This window comes from Mucilaginibacter lappiensis, from assembly GCF_900155965.1.
GTDB lineage: Bacteria > Bacteroidota > Bacteroidia > Sphingobacteriales > Sphingobacteriaceae > Mucilaginibacter > Mucilaginibacter lappiensis.
Genome location: NZ_FTMG01000015.1, coordinates 103,150 through 120,754 on the forward strand (window position 1 = coordinate 103,150; position 17,605 = coordinate 120,754).

A 17,605-nucleotide genomic window follows, 5' to 3' on the forward strand; every position below is an offset into this window, starting at 1 on the left:
TATTTTTATTTCTTTTTAATTCTTAATAAACCATTAGCTGTAGCAGCGTAAATAACACCTTTGGAGTCCTGCGCTAACTTGTTAATTGTGTAGCCCGGCATGGCGGAGTTGTTATTATGATAGTTTTCCCAACCATCCTTTAAATTAAACCTTACAATGCCTGACTGCTCGGTGCCTATCCATAAAACATGTTCATATTTGTCATATAGCATGTCGTTAACATGGTTTGATGGCATCCCGGAATTTTTATCATTATAATGAAGCCAGCTTCCGTTGGTTTTCAATATTGCTATACCTTCTTTGTCATTATCGCCCGGCGTTGCATTGCAAGCTGTTAACGAGAAATACAGGTTACCAGCCTCATCTTCTGTGGCATTAGAAATATACGTGTCTTTTAAAGGTGTATTGGACGTATTAAATGTAGTTGGCACGTTATGGTCAATCATAATGCACCCTTTTGATGTTCCTATCCACAAGCGCTTTCGGCTATCTTCATAAACATAATAAACATTGCTTGAGGGCAGTAGCGGAATCGTCTTTTTATTTAGTACCACAACTTTGTCTTTTCTTAAAACAACCAGCCCGGCTTTAGTAGCAAAAAGAAGATCACCATGGCGGTTATTTAGAATTCGGATGGCTCCAGGCGGCACAAACTTTTTAAAATCAAATATTTGCCATCCCGCATCACTGTACTTATACATCTTATCATCAACATATACCCATTTATTATTATCCTTATCTACATTAATATCTGCTACATCCGTTTCGGCATTGAATGGCGAGTTAAATTCGTTAACCGGATTAAAGTTTTGGCCATCAAACCTGGTCAGTCCCTTGATGGTTGTATACCATAATACATCAGATTTATCTACAATACAAGATTTGCTGATGTTATCAGGAAGAGGGGAGTTATACTTAGTCCAGGTGGTAAACTCGTAAGATTTTAACGATGGATTAGCGTAGGTAGTTGTTTTGTTATAAATAGCAGGATCACCCGGTGGTTTTAATTCCGCCAGATCCATTCTTTGCATTTGACTTGATATTTTGCCATTGGCAAAACGAAAGATCACGTTGACCGATGCATAAACGGGTTTGCCATTTTCTTTGGCCGGTCGCCATATATTACCATTTAAATACCTGATCAGTTCTGCCGTTAAAGGGCCATTGGTAACGTCGGTATGACTAAGCACGCAACTAAAACCGGAGGCCTCAACCAATACCTGGAAGGATATTGATCCAAAAGCATCTTTCAGGATGTATTTACGATTGATCTGATCACAGATATAATCAAGGGTGAACTGATCGCAAGTTGCCTTAGGATCTCCGCAGTCCATACAAAAACTGGCCGTACTACACACATCTATTTTTTCCAAAAAAAGATTTTGTGCAAAGAGTGGTGCAGGTAAAAGAAAAACAAACAGGGTGATAAAGGATAACTTCCGACGATATAAGAATGCTAACATTATGCTATAAATTAAAGAAAGCAAACTCAAAACACCAAATAAATATTAGTTAAATAATGTTAAACAAGATTATTGGTAGTTAAAGATTTTACCATTCACAACTTTTACTATAACAGCAGGCGCATCGAAAAAGTATTTGAATATGTAGAATGACTTAAACATATTAGAAAATATTGCTAATTTTAGTGTCGTTCACAATGGCTTATAAAGCTTTCTGGTTAAACTAGTTTAAAAGTTAAACTCAAGGTTTTATTATACTTATTTTTATATGAAAAGATACATTTTGTTATTCCTTTTATTTCTCTCTTTTTCCGTATACGCCCAAAATACGATCAATAATTATAAATATGTTGTAGTACCAGAAAAATTCAGCTTCTTAAAGCAAAATGATCAGTATGGGTTAAACAGCCTCACCAAAGCCCTTTTAGCAGAAAAAGGCTTTACGGTTTATTTAGATAACAATGAATTACCAAGTGAAATAGCTAACAACAAATGCCAGGCGCTGAACGCTGAAGTATTAGAAAAAAGCAGCATGTTTACCACCAGCCTCACGTTATTATTAAAGGACTGTCAGGGCAATATAGTTTTTAAAACCAAAGAGGGAAAAAGCAGGGAGAAAGAATACCGGGTTTCTTATAATCTGGCTCTGAGAGATGCCTTTACTTCATTAGATGCAGTGCAATATGCCTATAATGGAAAGAATAATGAACAACAAGTACAACCAACAGTTGCCGCAACTACAACAATAACAACTGCCAATACCCCGGCCAAAACTGCAATAGCCCCACCTCAGGCAACCGCTTCAATGGTTTCGGCAAAAACAGTGCAGATGCAACCCAATCAACCGGCCGGAACTTTATATGCACAGGTAATAGCTAACGGGTATCAATTAATTGACACCACACCAAAAATAGTTTTAACTCTTCTTAAAACCTCAGTACAGGATTATTTTATTGCCAATAATGGCACTTCTAACGGAATAGTTCTGAAAAAGAATAACGAGTGGTTTTTCGAATACTACCAGGACGGTAAACTTACCTCGGAAAAGCTAATGGTTAAGTTTTGATCGTTTCGATTGAAGGATGCACATAGATAAAATAGACAGCCATGCTTTGTTTATTGCAATTTAACTCAAACTTTTGGTGTTTATTATTTCGACATAGCTAATGCTTATACAGATAATCTGTAAAACATGTCCACTAATGCTATAACGGAAGGATTATCTGTTTAGGGAATAGAAAAAACTTAAGCTGAACGTTTTATTTACACATGACAAAAAATAGCAATACAAAATCGCCTGCGTTAATTTTACTATTTTTTATTACTGTGTTCAATTGTCTGGCGCAGGAAAAACTTATTAAAAATCCTATTACACAAGGTTATTATGCCGACCCAACGGTGATTAAAGATAAAGGTGTATACTATATTTATGCAACCATAGATCCCTGGGGAGGTAAAGAGCTGGGTGTTTTAGAGACAAAGGATTTTAAAACATTTGTTAACAGGCATATCAACTGGCCGACCAAAAAAGCGTGTACAAGCCCCACTTCGGGAGATGCCATGGTTTGGGCACCGTCGGTAAGGAAATTCAGGGGCAAGTTCTATATGTACGTAGCTGTAGGTAGTGAAATTTGGGTGGGTGTTAGTGACGATCCTCTTGGGCCGTGGAAAAATGCGAAGTCAGATAATTCGCCACTAATAACTAAAACAGATTTCCCGCAGGTACATAATATCGATGCCGATTGTTTTATTGATGATAATGGCGACGCTTATTTATATTGGGGTTCGGGCTTTAATTGGGTAAATGGGCACTGTATGGCTGTTAAACTGAAAAAAGATATGATAACTTTTGATGGTGTTCCACAAGAAATAACTCCGCCGCATTATTTTGAAGCGCCTCATATGGTAAAACGCAATGGTATATATTATTTAATGTATTCGTACGGAAAGGCCATTGATGGTACTTACCAGGTCCGGTATTCTACAGGTAAAACCCCACTTGGCCCTTGGACAGAAGGGGCCTATGATCCAATACTTTCAACTACTCCCGATAGCACAACGCTAGGGCCGGGACATCATACAGTTTTTAAAGAGCGTGGTCAGTATTATATCTTATACCATCGTATCCATCCGCAAAAGGAACAATATGTGTTAAGGGAATTATGTTTGGATAGTTTGAATTTTGATAGAAAAGGTGATATACTTAAAATTAAACCATTAGGTGTAAGTCTATTCAGAAAGTAACGATGCGAAATTTGGAAATGTGATCATAGCCACTTATAGAGTGGCTATATCTTTCTTTTCCGGAAAAAACTGTTAAAGTGTTTTACATAAGAAAGCTGCATATTGATAGATGTTAGATTAAGGGTGTTACCTTGCAAACCGGATAAAGATTTACTATTGATTAAAAAAGAAAAAGCAGCAGCCCAATCTGATTTATGATACCCGGCCGATCCGCGTGCAAAGGCAGTTGGATAAGCTCTTATCTTTACTTTTTGTAGCATTTCTGTGTCGTTACCTGCATTTATCCCTCCGGTTGCTATACCAGATATTAGCCAGCGCTCATTGATGGGCCAGGAATAGGCATAGCCTACACTGCTCCCCAACAGAAGGTTTTGAATTCGATCCTGATCCGATATGGGCAAATCCTTATCAAAAGCTACTTTATCAAAATAAATTCCCCCGCTAAGTACAAAACTGCCGGCGGTTTTCAACTGTCTTTCGCTTTGTTCAAAAGCCGCTTTGGCCGAAAATTTGTCGCCGTTAAAAATATAAGTGCCCTCGGCACCAATTTGCCTTACCAGCATATTGGGGTAAAGTTTTATCTCAGGATTTTCCTGGTAAAAGCCTTTATAGTTTTGATAAAATAGATCTAATACAAAATATCGCCCGTAGTGGTGAACCTGAAAATCAAACGACTGTGTTTTTCCATATTCTTTTTTGCGGAGTGGGGCAATACCATAAGCCAATTCCAGGTCAATAACGGTATTTTTTATTGCGAAATCCAACCCAACATTCATTGGGTAATTAGGCTTATAATAGGCATGATCTTTTTTTATTTCTACAGAATTGGTAGAAACAAATCCGGTTATCGACATTTTTTCTCTATACGATTCTATATAAGTAGTATCAACCTTGGTCTGGCCAAATACATTACCACTTATTATTAAAAAGCTCAAAAGCAATAAATGTGACCCTGGTTTCACTATCTGTTCATTGTAATATAAGAATCTATTTATAAGTTAGTTATAAATTATGAAATTACACTGTACACAAATCAATAATGTATCGGGCAATATCATAATCGTTTATCTGCGAATTAAAGTCATCCGCAACAATATGGTAATATTTGATACCGGTATATTTAATTTCCTCTGCAAATACTTTTGACAATTCTGCCTGCATATGTGCGGCGATAACAGTAAGTGGAGAAATTTTTGCTTTATCCTGCGAATATCTGTCACTAACTGCTATATAAATGCCATGCGCATTTCTATAAATACCTTGAGCATTACGTTTCATAAACTCCAAAATAACTTTCCCAACAACGAAACAGGCCGATATACTATTTTGCTGCATTCTTTCCCATTCTTCATAAGGGGTTTCTGTAAGTTGGTAACCCGAATAATTATTATCAAATACTATTATCGTTAAATTAACTTGTCCAAACCGCACTTCAATGTCTTCAAAGAAGTTAGAGGCCCCATGATGATTTGGGATATCAGCCAATACAGGAACCAACTCTCCTGAAGTAACATTAGTTGTTGTTTTTTGAAGGGACTGTATCTCATCAAAACTTTTAACGGGAACAATTACTGTGGCATTATGACTTAATAATGCTGTTATAATATGGTGGCATGTATTTCCGGTGCCTGCCACAACAGAAATTATGTTTTCAGGAAAATTACTCATGATCTACTATTTTGTAACTGTATCAATAACCCCATTCCAGGATCTGTGCATGATCCCGAATGAGGTTATATGGTTCTGATTGCTTTTAATTATGCAGCACTTTATGTACGCTAAGATTGTTATCATTCGATCCGGTAAGGTAGATGGAATAGATTTTACCAGCCTGGAGATCTGTTACATCAAAATTGCCGATATTGTTTCTTGAAGCTACGCCATAAATTCTAATGGAAAGCGTTCCGGAAGCAACATTAGAGTAACCGCTGTCAGTATCTTCGGCGAGGGTAGTTACGAGATTATCGCCATTCGCATTTTTGATATTAATTACAGATGGAGCACCATCACTCAAATGCAGAAATTTTACTCTTGCCATACCGCTGGGCGGTATAGTTAATTTATCCTCAAACTCTTTAATACGTGATTTTGAACCTTCACCAACCAGGTATACAGTAAATCTTTTACCGTTATCCGTCCATATCTCGCCAGACGCGGTAACAGTACCATTTGCGCTTTTGAACTGTTCAACCAGCCTGGTACCGGAGTTTGTAGTGATATAATCAGAAGCATCGGTAAAATTAAGACCTCCGTTAACTAATACTTTATCAACCAGCGTAAAACTCTGCGAACCTGCGGTTACTGAGGCATTCACTACTTTGATATCAAAGGTTTCTGATGGGTTAACATCATTTTTCTTGCAGGAAGAAAAGGATATAACGGTTACCAATAGTACCGCTCCAATCAATAGGTGGTTATGAATTATATTTCTTTTCATGATCGTACTTGTTTAATTGTTTTGTGTTAATCCGTTGTGTGGTTTACATGTATTTTACTTTGATATCTACTTTGTGCTCAGTTGATTTTAGATCAACTTTGAAGTCATCAAATGATGGTTTTTTCATTTTGGTCATAAAGAAGTTAGAAAAGCCAAAACCTTCTTTGGGTATTCCAACAAAGTTTTTGTTGATCTTACCATCCTCATTTTCGTCATCAACCAGGGTTATTCCATATACACCTGGTTCTATTTCAACATGCACAGTCAATGTGCCGTTGATTAAGGCCTTTTTGTCAAACGTGAATTTTTTGTAAGGTTGATTCTTGTCATAAGAATCGTTGTCTTTAAATACGTTAAGGATGATCTTGCCCTTTCCTGACCTGATATCTGTAATTTTGATTGGTGTTTCCTGCGCTTTTGTATAAGAAGCAAAGAGGATGAACAGCAAACCGATAAACAGGTTGATACAGCATGCAGTTGTCTTTTTCATTTTGTTGATTTTTAAAATTTAACATTCATTTTGAAACGAAGGTATTGGCATTAAACATCGTGCTATATTAAAAACATAGCCAAGCGGGCAAAATGCCAACTGAATGTTTCAATAAAAGGGTTCAATAAATTATGGTTGGTGGAGAGTTGAAATCTAACTGGTAGACAATAGGATAGAGGGATTTATCGTTTATAACCTTTCAAACAGCAAAAAGTGATGTTTAAATCTGTTTTTGCCCGCTTCGGTGTATAACTGTTCACTTCATTGCTCCCCGATTGGTTACATTTGTTGATATGGATTCTGTTTTACCAATTAAAAACCTTGTTCGTCTTAACTGGTTGCTGGTGGTGGCTTTTACGGCCATTTCATCGGTGTATTTTGTTTTTTTGCTAGAAGACTTACCTATACACAAGATATTTTATACGGTGATGACGGGATTGGGTATTGGCCTGGTTGGCTTTGCCAATTTGGGTATTTTAATTTTATTGGAGCGAAGGTATAATACCGAAACCAAACGATTTAAAACTTATCGCCTTTTATATACTTACGCGGCAAGTGCTGTGATTTACATCGGATTGTCGCCGATATTTGATTATATCTCCAAGAAAAGCGAATTATATCCATTCTTTGTGTTTCCTTCCATATTTGTTGTTTCGAGCGTTGTTGTTAATACGGTAATTGTTATTTTCCATGATTTTATTATCCTGCATAGTGATAAGGCACGTGCGGGGCTGGAATTGTCAAAACTAAAAACTGCCAATGCCGAAGCAACCAACCTGCTTTTAAAACAACAGATCCATCCCCACTTTTTGTTCAACGCGCTTAATACATTAAAAGCGCTTTACAGAAAAGATCCTTATGCGGGCGATACTTATATTGTTCACCTGGCCAACTTTTTAAGGGCTTCTGTTTATAATCATGCTGCCAAAGTATCCAGCCTGGCAGAAGAAGTGGCGCTTTTGAGTGACTATCTGGAAATGCAGAAGATCAGATTTGGGGTTGCGCTGGATTGTACTATCGATCTGCCCAAAGAAATCCTCAAAGATCATTATCTGCCCTCTTTTTCGCTACAGCCTCTCCTCGAAAACGCGATCAAGCATAACGACCTTACCCAGGAGGCACCTTTGGTTGTGCATATTTTTTGCTTGGAGGAGCGAATAGTGGTATACAACAACCTGCAAAAAAAATCTGTTAATGTTTCTTCTGCCTATCATGGCCTGGCCAATCTTGCCGAAAGGTACAGTTTGTTATCGGGCGATGAGATCATTATAAAAGAAGATAAAAATACTTTTTCTGTAAGCATTAAATTATTGACCAATGAATATAGTGATCATAGAAGATGAGCCGATAGTTGCCGATGATCTGGAGCTGAGTATTACGCAATTGATGCAAGAGCCGGTAAATATTACGCAGCTTCATTCCGTTAAAGAAGCCATCGCCTATTTTAAAAGTACATCCTTGCCCGATCTGATATTCAGCGATATTCAGTTAGGTGACGGCTTAAGTTTTGAGATATTTGTCGCTGTACCTATTTCTGCACCTGTGATTTTTTGTACCGCTTATGACGAATATGCGCTGGATGCCTTCAAGGCAAACGGGATTGATTATATACTGAAGCCGTTTACCACCCAAACGCTTGAACGTGCCCTGCAACGATACGACGAGCTTAAAAAGCTGTTCTCAACCGATCAGACCCCGCAATATAATGCCCTGATGGAAATGCTGGCCGGCAAAAATAATCAAAAATCGTCTTCAGTGCTGGTATACCACCAGGATAAAATCATCCCTATAAAACTGGAGGACATAGGTCTGTTTTACCTGGCGAACGAAGTGACCCATTTACTTACCTTTTCGGGTAAGACTTTTTATCCCAATAAAAACCTGGATGAATTGGAAAAATTAAGCGGGGACTATTTTTTCAGAGCAAACAGACAATTTCTGGTTAGCCGTAAAGCCATTATTGATGTATCGAGTTTTTTTTCCAGAAAGCTATCGCTTAATCTTAATATCGCTTTTAACGATAGGGTGGTGGTAAGCAAGGGGAAGGCCTCCCAGTTTTTGAACTGGCTGGCAAAAGCCTGAACAAAATCATCCTGATATTTTTCATTTAATTATTAAAAACCTGATGTGCTAACTGATAGTACATCAGGTTTTTACTGTTTTATATGGTGTAATTTTCCGTCAATAGCTGTTCGTCGTTTTTTATTTAAATGCGTTTATGCCGCTTCCGAACCAAGTTTGCCCGCTTCGGTTACCTTTTCCTTCTATAACCACCCGTAAAGGCTCACCTTTGGCCTAAATAAAAAATAATTGCGGCCTTGTGTTGCAAATAGTATCTCAAACTTTTAAATGAAATTTATGAAAAAGCTAATCTTAATGTTAATTTGTTTTATCCTGGTATCAACGAAAGGCTTTAGCCAGAGTTTTTTCCAGAAAGTAACTTCAAAACTAGAATTCGGTATTAAGGCCGGTGGTAACTATAGTAATTTTGACAAAGCCAATTTTGGTACCGATTACCTGGCTGGCTTTCATGCTGGAGCCACAGTGGCTTTCAAGATCACTAATAACTTTTTGATCCAGGAAGAATTTTTATACTCTCAGCAGGGCGCTAAAATTACTGACGGCGCGCTGGGTGCCCAAAACCTAAAACTGTCTTACATGACCGTACCGTTCTTGCTTAAATACCGCACCAATTCCGGTTTCTATGTTGAGGGAGGCGCCCAGGTAGGCATAAAGCTCAAAGAAGAAGTAGCCGGATACAACGGTACCGATTTTGCTAAAAAAATAGATGGAGCTGCTGTTGGTGGTATCGGATATCAGTCCAAAATTGGTCTGGGCATCGGCGCGAGATATGTTTATGGTATTTCAAAAGTGGGTAATTTTAACAGTACAACCATCAACAACGATTTTAAAAACACCAATATCCAGGCCAGCATATTTTACGTTTTTTAATAAAAGGCTTAAAGATTGTTCATTCAAAGTTCAGTTGTGTTTCTTGGTTCTATCCCGGTTGTGTATACAGCCGGGATTTTTAATTTCGCCTATATTCCAGACACAGGTTAATTACTATCCATTGCCGTATATATCGTTTTCAAAGCATCTTCATCCGTTGCGCTGGTTTTAATGCTTTTTACCACCGTTTTATTACGGGTATCAATAATATATGCGTTTCCGGAGCTATTGATTTTTGACCATAAATCATCCAGCCCCATCAGCTTAATCATTTTGTGGGATGCAGCTGTGGTATTGGCGTTTTCCAGGTCGCTGGTATAATAAGTGACCGGCTTATTTTGTAGATTAAGGATCTGGTTATATAAACGTTGCGCGTTCAATGCACTTTGTTGATCTGAATGCTTGTAGTTGATCACAATAACAAAATCCGGGGCTACACCACTATCTGCCGCAGGAGAGGTTTCAGTAGCCGTATCTGTTTTTTTCTTTTTTTTCTTGAAAATGCTGCCAATGCCGCCTTCTACTTTATCTAGTCCTTTATCAACGCCCTGACCCATCCGGTCATTAGTTCGGCTGGTAGCGCTGTTTTTTACTGTCTCTTTCGGATCGATGATCTGGCAGAAAGCTTTTGCTCCTAATAGTAGGAATATAGTTAGTATTAATAATTTTTTCATCAGTGTTGGTATTTGATTTTGCAGGGCATGTCGGTTTAATTAATTCACAATTATGCTTAAATAAAACAAGCTGGTCAATCACAGAAAACCATGATTTTGATCCCGGGCTTCTGCAATATCAATAAATGCAGACTGATATTGCAATTTCACTAGAGTGTATAAAAAGCCCCGGCGATATTGCCAGGGCTTATTTAATTGATTAATTAAAATTTAAAAGTTGCGCCTAATTTTAAAGCAGCTACGCCGTAGCCAACCTCTGCGAAAGCACCTACGTGATCGCTAAACAGGTATCTTGCACCAGCGTGTACTCCAAAAAATATCGAATTATCATAAGGTGTAGCAACAGAATTACTTCCGTCATAAGTCCAGCTAATGTGATGGTATCCGAGCGAAGCACCTGCGTAAGGATCGAATTTATTATTCTTTATCTTGAATACCTCTCCAAGATGGTAAGAAGCTCTAACACCGGCATAAACTATGTTTAATTTGGAACTACCACCGTAAAAATCACCGTAATTATGAGATGAATAATCAACAAAAACACCACCGCTTATATCTTTACTGAAACCATGTTCAAATGAAACACCAAAAGGCAGGCCAACATAATAAGTGCCTACGCCAATGCCGGCATTGAGCAGGTTGGCGCCTTTTACCTGAAAAGAATTTGTTTTAGGGGTAGCTTTTGGTTGTGCAACAGTAACTGGTGCAGCGGTTTGTGTTGTTTTGGTGGTATTATCTGTCTTAGAAACAGCTTTTACGGGTGTAGCAGGCGTAGCCGGTTTAACACTTTTTCTTTTGGTTTGAGCCTGTACGGAACCAATAACGGTTACCGTGATAAACATTAAAAATAGTTTTTTCATGAAAATTGTATGTGTTATAATAAAATGGTTATGCATAAATGCAATTATAATTTACGGGTGGCTACAAAATGGCCACCTGTAATAGTATATAGGCCATCAGAACCTTTTACAGTGCCTTCAAAATCACCTTCAATCGTTCCGCCTACTGATCCAAACTTGGTGATCCGGATTGTTCCCGGTGTTTTGGAAGGATCATTATGATCGGCGCCTAAATATTTGTTTTTTCCCTCACTCTGAACCTGTAATCTAAAATATACCTGTCTATCAACATGGTTGTGAGAACCGGTAAGAGGCTCACCTACCTTGGCGGTACCTGTACCTACCTGACTAAAAGCTATATCAAGATCCCATTTAGGGCCTGTTGTTCTGTCTCCAGGGGCTGCATCATCAAGATTTATTTTGGTGTAACCAACGGTGGGACCCGACATGGCGCCGTTCTCTACTCCTTTAGGGTCTGCATGAATGGTTATTTGCTGGTGATGAAAGGCTCCACCATCAATAGTATAAGTTACCAGGTTTTTTCCGGCCTGAGCCCAAATTGAGCCTGAAAGTGTAAGCAACACAATTAGTGCTGAGATGTGTTTTAAATTCTTTTTCATAAAATTATTATTTGATACTTTGTACAAAAGTCCCTCAATCCGGTGGAAGCCACAATCACAGAATACCATGATTTTACGATCATTGAATAGATATAAGGCGCTGTTACAAATTGTGATAGCATGCATTTTTTAGAACTGTACAGGTAAAAACTGTGTTGGAAGTTGGTTTTATACCATGTGCATTCAGCGCAAGTAATTATGGACGAACACGGTCTTTGACGGTGGCAACGAAATGCCCTCCGGTGATAGTATATGTGATGTGGTTGTCGATTAGCTTGCCTTCAAAAGTACCTTCAGCAGTCCCACCTATCGACCCCACCTTGGTGATGGTAATTGTTCCAGGTGTTTGGGCAGGTTTTTTCGATTCAGACATCAGCAGTCTTTCTTTTCCATCAGTTTCAACCTTTAAAAGAAAATATACCCGGTGGTCAACCAAGGCATTAGGAATGGGCTCATTTACTTTAGCGGTCCCTGTACCCACCCGGTTAAAGGCAATCACAACCGCCCATTTCGCCCCTGTAGGGTTATTCACTGGATTGTCGTCGAGACCTATTTTCAGATAAGCACTGCCGGCATTACTTGTAAAGGCTCCAATCCAGAACGCCTTGGGATCGGAGTTAATGGTGATGAGCTGATGATGGAAAGCACCACCATCTATGGTATAAGTTACCCAGTCTTTCCCCGCCTGTGCCCAAACCGAGCATGAAGTCATTAACAGCAGCATCAGTACTGACAGTAGTTTAATTTCTTTTTTCATAAAATTATTGTTTGTAAGCGTTTCATTACGATTAAATAATTACCCGTAAATGCAATTATGATTTGCGGCCAGTTACGAAATGCCCTCCTGTGATGGTATATTTAATATCGTTATTTATTAACGTACCTTGAAAGTTACCTTCAACAGTTCCACCTACCGGCCCAAACTTGGTGATAGTGATTGTTCCTGGTGTTTGGGCTGGTTTTTTTGAATCGGATGAAAGAAATTTTGTTTCTCCATTAACCATAACCTGTAAAATAAAATATACCCGGTGATCAAGTAAGCCGTTAGCAATAAGATCATTTACTTTAGCTGTACCTGTACCTACTTTATTAAAGACAATGTCCACTGCCCAATTCGGTCCCTTTTTACTATTCATGGACTTGTCGTCGAGGTTTATTTTGGGGTAAGTGCGCCCCGCAATATTTGTCCAGGCTCCATTCTCCATCACTTTGGGATCGGAGTTAATGGTGATGAGCTGATGGTGAAAAGCACCGCCATCGATGGTATAAGTTACCTGGTTTTTTGCGGCCTGTGCCCAAACAGAACATGAAATTGTTAGCAGTACCATTACTACCGACAGTAGTTTAATTTCTTTTTTCATAAAATTGTTGTTTGTAAGCGTTTCACTACGATTAAATAATTACCCGTAAATACAATTATGATTTGCGGCTGGCAACGAAATGTCCTCCCGTAATGGTGTACTTAATGCCTGCAGCATCTATTACGGTACCTTGAAAATCCCCTTCAACAGTTCCACCTACAGATCCGAACCTGGTGATGGTAATTGTTCCTGGTGTTTTGGCTGGTTTCTGCAGATCAATCCCCAGAAACTTTGTTTCTCCATTAGCCTGAACCTCTAAATTAAAATATACCTGGTGATCAAGCACGCCCTTTGGAATAGGATCATTTACTTTAGCCGCTCCTGTACTTACTTTATTAAAAACAATGTTCAATCCCCACTTAGTTCCGTTTTTAATATTCATGGCCTTGTCGCCGAGGTTTATTTCCAGGTAATTACCAACAGTATTTGTGAAGGCTCCATTCTCCATCACTTTGGGGTCGGCATTAATGGTGATAAGTTGATGGTGAAAAGTACCGCCATCAATAGTATAAGTTACCTGGTTTTTTCCGACCTGCGCCCAAACAGAACATGAAATTGATAGCAGTATCATTACTGCAGACATTAGTTTGAATTTCTTTTTCATATAAATTATTATTTGATAAGCTTACAAAGCTCTATCTACATAACCGATGCTACAATCACAGAATATCATGATTTTTACCACCACCAAATAGATGCAAAGTGCAGGTACGGTTTGTTATAATGTACGGGTAACTGAGAAATGTCCTCCTGTTATAGTGTATTTTACGCCGGCTATATCCATTACCGTGCCCTCAAAAGTTCCTTCAACAGTTCCACCTACAGGCCCGAATTTGGTAATAGTAATTGTTCCAGGCGTGGTTTTTGGAAAATCAGTACTCCGACCAACAACCATTGATCCTCCATTCTGCTGTAGCTGTAAGTTGAAACTTACCACGGCCCCTTTATCATTGCCAGTGGCATTAGTAATCGGGTCATATACTTTAGCTGTCCCTGTACCTGCTTTGTTAAAACCCAGAGTAAGGGCAAACTTTGAATCCGCATCATCCGAAGGGGCGTCATCGATATATAGTTTTATCCAGCCTGAAGATGCATCAACTCCGTTACCTGTTGATTTGGGATTGGCATTAAAGGAGATCAGTTGATTCTGAAAGCTGCCACCATTAATGGTATAACTTACCTGGGCATTTCCTCCATTGCCACCGTTGTTATTATTGTTACTGTTGTTGGAGTCGCTTTTGTCTTTTTTACAGCTAATTAATGTAACCGCCATTAGCAGAGCGGATGTGAATAAAAAATGTTTTGTTTTCATAATTATAGATTTGTTAAATAATATTTTGTGATTAGGATTATAAGGTATTCATAGATAAAAGAAATGCCGTCCCATGGAATGGATATTTTGATATTCATTAGGCTGGTTAATATTGATCTTGAAAATTGAATTTTGATTGATGAAATAGAATAACTGCTCTTGAACGCCGCTATGCCTTGCGAGTGATTACGAAATGCCCTCCGGTTATAGTGTACTTAACTCTGCCCAAGTCTATTAGCGTAGCTTCAAAAGTCCCTTCAATTGTACCACCTACGGGCCCAAACCTGGTAATGGTAATTGTTCCTGGCGTGTGTGCGGGAAAATTAAGACTCCGGGTAAGAAACAAGGACCCCTTATTCTGAGGAAGCCCTAAAGTAAAGCATACTACGGCCCCTTTATCGTCGCCGGTGGCATTACTAACCGGATCAAATATTTTAGCTGTTCCGGTACCCAGTTTGTTAAAAATAAGAACAAGGGCATATTTTGAATCCGCATCAGCCGAAGGGGCGTCATCGATGTATAATTTTAGGTAACCTGCAGATGCATCAACTCCGCTGCTCGCTGCTTTGGGGTTGGCACTAAAGGTGATAAGCTTATGGTGAAAAGTGCCACCATCAATAGTATAGGTTACCATGTTTTTTCCGGCCTGTGCCCAAACTGAGCAGGAAATAGTTAGTAGTACCAGGAGCGTAGGCATTAATATAAATTTCTTTTTCATAAGATGATTATTTGATAAGGTTCTAAAAATGCTTTAATCTAATCGAGGTAATTATCACAGCATATTAAAAGAAACGCGGCGAAAAGCTATTTTACCGCGTTTCTTTTGATTAAGCAATTACCAGTAAATTCACTTTATGATTTGCGGGTGGCTACAAAATGTCCTTTGGTAATGACATAATTGACATAGTTGTCCACTACTGTACCTTGGAAATCTCCTTCAACAACTCCGTTTACCGACTCAAACTTGGTAACAGTGATAGTCCCTGGTGTTTGGGTAGGGGTCTTATGATCCCAGTCAAGAATTCTGTTATCTCCATTCTCCTGAAGCTGTAAAAGGAAATATGCCTTTTTATCGATCCCACCAAGGATGTTGTTAGTAATTGGATCACTTACATTAGTCTTACCCGTAGCTGCATGTGGAAGAGCAATATCAAGTGTAGTGTTCACTGACGTACCACCAGGAGGGGTATCGGTGAGATTTATTTTTAGGTACCCAGAATTACCTACAAAAGCCCCGTTCTGAGCTTGTTTGGAATCGGCATGAAAGGTGATCACCTTATTTTTAAAGGTGCCTCCGTTGATGACAAAAGTTACCGAGTCATTTCCTGGATTGTTGTTATTGTTACCGTTGTTTGCATCATTTTTGTCTTTTGAACAGCTCGCCAATGTAACCGCTATTAACAGGGCAAATGCGATTAAAAAATGTGTTTTTTTCATAATTAGTACTTTTTAAATAATATTAAAACCGGAAAACTTATTCCGACGGTTACAAAAGTCTGAATAAGCAAAAGGCACATCAATCACAGAAAACCATGATTTTATAAGCAACGTGCTGATGAACAGACTAATGGAGTCACGGGAAGAACATTAGGTAGGTTATTTCACCAGAAGTTTTTGAATTACAGCCGTTTTAGTTTAAAACGATTCTTTTGGGTTAATACGTCAATCACGGTATTCCGTGATTGATAGCTGATTTCCATTTATTGATTTTTGAAGCCGGAGTTTTACGAATGAAGAAACTGAATATGGCATAAAGCTGGAGTTAGCGCTGCCTGAACCTGATTGATGGAATGGAATAATTTTTTATATTTGTTGTATATCCCTTCCACCATTTATTACATCCCCCTATTTATTTTAACTCAACATCTCCGGTTTTATTCACTATAATATGGATACTATGCTTGTACCAGAAAAAATCTATGAGTTTATACCAGATCTGATTGTGCCAAAGGCTTTCTGGGGCACTTATGGCAATAAGTTAAATTGTCTGTACCTTACTTCCTGCGAGCAAAAAGAAATGCTTTTTATAAGTGAGTCTTTAACTGAATTGCTAGGTTATAGCCCTACGGATATTCAGGGAGGGGGCCGGGATTGGTGGCTTTCTGTCATTCATCCGGATGATCTTGAACCGATGCTTAACGAGGTTTTTCGACATTATTTTTTGAAACCCGCAAGACAACGCCTTAAAAAAATATTCACGCTGCAATATCGGGTAAAAAATACTTCTGGCGATTATAGATGGATATGTGAAACCAAGCTGGTCGCGTCGTTAACCAGGGAAAATAAATATGAGTTTATACTGGGCAGGGTTGAAGATATTACCGAAATAAAAAATGAAGAAGAAGCACAACTAAAAAAACTGCTTGAGGAGGAACGCAAAACCAATCAAATGTTGCAACATGCACTGCCTGTTATAGATATGGAACAAAAATCAAAGCCCGGTCCCGTATACTTAACAGATAGTTATACCCAACCAGATGGCGTAGTGATGCCAACTAAAAGAGAATTGGAAATTCTGCAGCTCATTGGTGAGGGGTATTCAACAAAACAAATTGCCGACCAGCTTTTTATCAGCATCAACACGGTTGAAACTCATCGAAGGCATCTTTTGAAAAAACTACAGGTTAAAAACTCGATGGAGTTAATTAAAAGATCAACCAATGCATTTTGGCTAAAAGTGGCTGTTTAACGGGAGACCCCTGCGGTGAATTGTTAATTATTGGTTTTAAGTTACCTATCTACATTGTGTTGATTTTAGAAACAGGGAGGTTATCTATCATGTTCTTCATTGCTTTGTGCAATTCCTCACTTTGTCCAGAACGCATGGACAAACTCGGATCCATAAAATATTTCAAAGCCGCCACCTTATGTTTGTTGCCCTGGGTGGCCGACATCAGTTGAATTTGCTCCATCTGATTGTGGGATTTTTTCCAGGCAGCGGTTTTTGCATTAAGTTCGGCTGCTTTCGGGGTCAGTTCCTTCACCATTTGGTTAAGTATTGCTGCGGATTTATGATTGTCTTTTTCGGTGACTGCACTTTTGATGTATGATTCATAATCAATCCAGTATTTATCGGTCATTGCCGTGATATTGTCTGATGACTGGGCGCTACTTCTTGATATGGTCATTAAGATTCCGGCGATAGTTAAAAAGGAGGTAAGCAATATCGCTCTTGAAAAAAGTGATCTCATAAATAATGTTATAATAATACTC

The 17,605-nt window shown here is 38.6% G+C and carries 21 protein-coding genes; 6 read left to right on the top strand and 15 right to left on the bottom strand.

All coding sequences use genetic code 11. The features are described 5' to 3' along the window. Positions 1-5 precede the first annotated feature (5 nt). On the bottom strand, positions 6-1,463 hold the full coding sequence (locus BW976_RS22845; RefSeq protein WP_076376871.1) for a ligand-binding sensor domain-containing protein: 1,458 nt from the start codon (positions 1,461-1,463) through the stop codon (positions 6-8). A gap of 268 nt (positions 1,464-1,731) precedes the next feature. Between BW976_RS22845 and BW976_RS22850 the strand changes: the two genes are divergently transcribed. Continuing rightward, a complete protein-coding gene (locus BW976_RS22850) occupies positions 1,732-2,529 on the top strand; it encodes a hypothetical protein (protein ID WP_076376873.1) in 798 nt (265 codons plus the stop codon). 203 nt (positions 2,530-2,732) lie between these two features. After that, entirely contained in the window at positions 2,733-3,707 is a 975-nt protein-coding gene (locus BW976_RS22855; protein ID WP_084192320.1) for a family 43 glycosylhydrolase, read from the top strand. A 44-nt stretch (positions 3,708-3,751) separates the two neighbouring features. Here the strand turns inward: BW976_RS22855 and BW976_RS22860 are convergent, their stop codons facing one another. The 4 genes from BW976_RS22860 to BW976_RS22875 all read right to left on the bottom strand — a co-directional run bounded on the left by BW976_RS22860 (position 3,752) and on the right by BW976_RS22875 (position 6,634). Continuing rightward, positions 3,752-4,642, bottom strand: a complete 891-nt coding sequence (locus BW976_RS22860; RefSeq protein ID WP_076376875.1) for a DUF4421 family protein — start codon at positions 4,640-4,642, stop codon at positions 3,752-3,754. Between the two features lie 82 nt (positions 4,643-4,724). Further along, on the bottom strand, positions 4,725-5,375 hold the full coding sequence (locus BW976_RS22865; RefSeq protein WP_076376877.1) for a Rossmann-fold NAD(P)-binding domain-containing protein: 651 nt from the start codon (positions 5,373-5,375) through the stop codon (positions 4,725-4,727). Positions 5,376-5,460: 85 nt separating this feature from the next. Next, on the bottom strand, positions 5,461-6,144 hold the full coding sequence (locus BW976_RS22870; RefSeq protein ID WP_076376879.1) for a DUF4397 domain-containing protein: 684 nt from the start codon (positions 6,142-6,144) through the stop codon (positions 5,461-5,463). Between the two features lie 43 nt (positions 6,145-6,187). Beyond that, positions 6,188-6,634, bottom strand: coding sequence for a DUF2141 domain-containing protein (locus BW976_RS22875; RefSeq protein WP_076376881.1), 447 nt, complete (start codon positions 6,632-6,634; stop codon positions 6,188-6,190). Positions 6,635-6,927: 293 nt separating this feature from the next. Here BW976_RS22875 and BW976_RS22880 point away from each other — a divergent pair, with 293 nt between their 5' ends. From BW976_RS22880 to BW976_RS22890, 3 genes are all read left to right on the top strand, one after another. After that, positions 6,928-7,977 carry a sensor histidine kinase gene (locus tag BW976_RS22880; protein ID WP_076376883.1) on the top strand — a complete coding sequence of 350 codons (1,050 nt, stop codon included), beginning with the start codon at positions 6,928-6,930 and terminating at the stop codon, positions 7,975-7,977. After that, positions 7,952-8,716: a LytR/AlgR family response regulator transcription factor gene (locus BW976_RS22885; RefSeq protein WP_076376885.1), complete on the top strand. Its 765-nt coding sequence runs from the start codon at positions 7,952-7,954 to the stop codon at positions 8,714-8,716. The genes BW976_RS22880 and BW976_RS22885 overlap by 26 nt, the downstream gene beginning before the upstream one ends. Before the next feature lie 276 nt (positions 8,717-8,992). Further along, entirely contained in the window at positions 8,993-9,586 is a 594-nt protein-coding gene (locus BW976_RS22890) for a porin family protein (protein ID WP_076376887.1), read from the top strand. A 107-nt stretch (positions 9,587-9,693) separates the two neighbouring features. On the opposite strand, the gene BW976_RS22895 is transcribed toward BW976_RS22890, so the two are convergent. The 9 genes from BW976_RS22895 to BW976_RS22935 all read right to left on the bottom strand — a co-directional run bounded on the left by BW976_RS22895 (position 9,694) and on the right by BW976_RS22935 (position 15,829). Then, on the bottom strand, positions 9,694-10,260 hold the full coding sequence (locus BW976_RS22895; RefSeq protein ID WP_076376889.1) for a hypothetical protein: 567 nt from the start codon (positions 10,258-10,260) through the stop codon (positions 9,694-9,696). Between the two features lie 203 nt (positions 10,261-10,463). After that, positions 10,464-11,120, bottom strand: coding sequence for a porin family protein (locus BW976_RS22900; protein WP_139332394.1), 657 nt, complete (start codon positions 11,118-11,120; stop codon positions 10,464-10,466). Positions 11,121-11,164: 44 nt separating this feature from the next. Beyond that, a complete protein-coding gene (locus tag BW976_RS22905; RefSeq protein WP_139332395.1) occupies positions 11,165-11,719 on the bottom strand; it encodes a hypothetical protein in 555 nt (184 codons plus the stop codon). 196 nt (positions 11,720-11,915) lie between these two features. Next, on the bottom strand, positions 11,916-12,476 hold the full coding sequence (locus BW976_RS22910) for a hypothetical protein (protein ID WP_076376893.1): 561 nt from the start codon (positions 12,474-12,476) through the stop codon (positions 11,916-11,918). Between the two features lie 55 nt (positions 12,477-12,531). Further along, positions 12,532-13,080 (bottom strand): hypothetical protein, encoded by a 549-nt coding sequence (locus BW976_RS22915; protein ID WP_076376896.1) that lies wholly within the window; start codon positions 13,078-13,080, stop codon positions 12,532-12,534. 55 nt (positions 13,081-13,135) lie between these two features. Continuing rightward, entirely contained in the window at positions 13,136-13,684 is a 549-nt protein-coding gene (locus BW976_RS22920; protein ID WP_076376898.1) for a hypothetical protein, read from the bottom strand. Positions 13,685-13,798: 114 nt separating this feature from the next. Beyond that, positions 13,799-14,392 (bottom strand): hypothetical protein, encoded by a 594-nt coding sequence (locus BW976_RS22925; protein WP_076376900.1) that lies wholly within the window; start codon positions 14,390-14,392, stop codon positions 13,799-13,801. 169 nt (positions 14,393-14,561) lie between these two features. Next, complete coding sequence (locus tag BW976_RS22930; RefSeq protein ID WP_076376902.1) at positions 14,562-15,110, bottom strand: hypothetical protein; 549 nt, start codon at positions 15,108-15,110, stop codon at positions 14,562-14,564. A 134-nt stretch (positions 15,111-15,244) separates the two neighbouring features. Continuing rightward, positions 15,245-15,829, bottom strand: a complete 585-nt coding sequence (locus BW976_RS22935; protein ID WP_076376904.1) for a hypothetical protein — start codon at positions 15,827-15,829, stop codon at positions 15,245-15,247. Between the two features lie 451 nt (positions 15,830-16,280). On the opposite strand from BW976_RS22935, the gene BW976_RS22940 reads away from it, so the two are divergent. Further along, on the top strand, positions 16,281-17,081 hold the full coding sequence (locus BW976_RS22940; protein ID WP_076376906.1) for a LuxR C-terminal-related transcriptional regulator: 801 nt from the start codon (positions 16,281-16,283) through the stop codon (positions 17,079-17,081). A gap of 49 nt (positions 17,082-17,130) precedes the next feature. Here the strand turns inward: BW976_RS22940 and BW976_RS22945 are convergent, their stop codons facing one another. After that, positions 17,131-17,583 (bottom strand): hypothetical protein, encoded by a 453-nt coding sequence (locus BW976_RS22945; RefSeq protein WP_139332396.1) that lies wholly within the window; start codon positions 17,581-17,583, stop codon positions 17,131-17,133. Positions 17,584-17,605 lie beyond the last annotated feature (22 nt).

Coding starts and splice junctions, on each gene's coding strand:
- BW976_RS22845 (WP_076376871.1), bottom strand. CDS start 1,463: ATGTTAGCATTCTTATATCGTCGGAAGTTATCCTTTATCACCCTGTTT.
- BW976_RS22850 (WP_076376873.1), top strand. CDS start 1,732: ATGAAAAGATACATTTTGTTATTCCTTTTATTTCTCTCTTTTTCCGTA.
- BW976_RS22855 (WP_084192320.1), top strand. CDS start 2,733: ATGACAAAAAATAGCAATACAAAATCGCCTGCGTTAATTTTACTATTT.
- BW976_RS22865 (WP_076376877.1), bottom strand. CDS start 5,375: ATGAGTAATTTTCCTGAAAACATAATTTCTGTTGTGGCAGGCACCGGA.
- BW976_RS22870 (WP_076376879.1), bottom strand. CDS start 6,144: ATGAAAAGAAATATAATTCATAACCACCTATTGATTGGAGCGGTACTA.
- BW976_RS22875 (WP_076376881.1), bottom strand. CDS start 6,634: ATGAAAAAGACAACTGCATGCTGTATCAACCTGTTTATCGGTTTGCTG.
- BW976_RS22880 (WP_076376883.1), top strand. CDS start 6,928: ATGGATTCTGTTTTACCAATTAAAAACCTTGTTCGTCTTAACTGGTTG.
- BW976_RS22885 (WP_076376885.1), top strand. CDS start 7,952: ATGAATATAGTGATCATAGAAGATGAGCCGATAGTTGCCGATGATCTG.
- BW976_RS22890 (WP_076376887.1), top strand. CDS start 8,993: ATGAAAAAGCTAATCTTAATGTTAATTTGTTTTATCCTGGTATCAACG.
- BW976_RS22895 (WP_076376889.1), bottom strand. CDS start 10,260: ATGAAAAAATTATTAATACTAACTATATTCCTACTATTAGGAGCAAAA.
- BW976_RS22900 (WP_139332394.1), bottom strand. CDS start 11,120: ATGAAAAAACTATTTTTAATGTTTATCACGGTAACCGTTATTGGTTCC.
- BW976_RS22905 (WP_139332395.1), bottom strand. CDS start 11,719: ATGAAAAAGAATTTAAAACACATCTCAGCACTAATTGTGTTGCTTACA.
- BW976_RS22910 (WP_076376893.1), bottom strand. CDS start 12,476: ATGAAAAAAGAAATTAAACTACTGTCAGTACTGATGCTGCTGTTAATG.
- BW976_RS22915 (WP_076376896.1), bottom strand. CDS start 13,080: ATGAAAAAAGAAATTAAACTACTGTCGGTAGTAATGGTACTGCTAACA.
- BW976_RS22920 (WP_076376898.1), bottom strand. CDS start 13,684: ATGAAAAAGAAATTCAAACTAATGTCTGCAGTAATGATACTGCTATCA.
- BW976_RS22925 (WP_076376900.1), bottom strand. CDS start 14,392: ATGAAAACAAAACATTTTTTATTCACATCCGCTCTGCTAATGGCGGTT.
- BW976_RS22930 (WP_076376902.1), bottom strand. CDS start 15,110: ATGAAAAAGAAATTTATATTAATGCCTACGCTCCTGGTACTACTAACT.
- BW976_RS22935 (WP_076376904.1), bottom strand. CDS start 15,829: ATGAAAAAAACACATTTTTTAATCGCATTTGCCCTGTTAATAGCGGTT.
- BW976_RS22940 (WP_076376906.1), top strand. CDS start 16,281: ATGGATACTATGCTTGTACCAGAAAAAATCTATGAGTTTATACCAGAT.
- BW976_RS22945 (WP_139332396.1), bottom strand. CDS start 17,583: ATGAGATCACTTTTTTCAAGAGCGATATTGCTTACCTCCTTTTTAACT.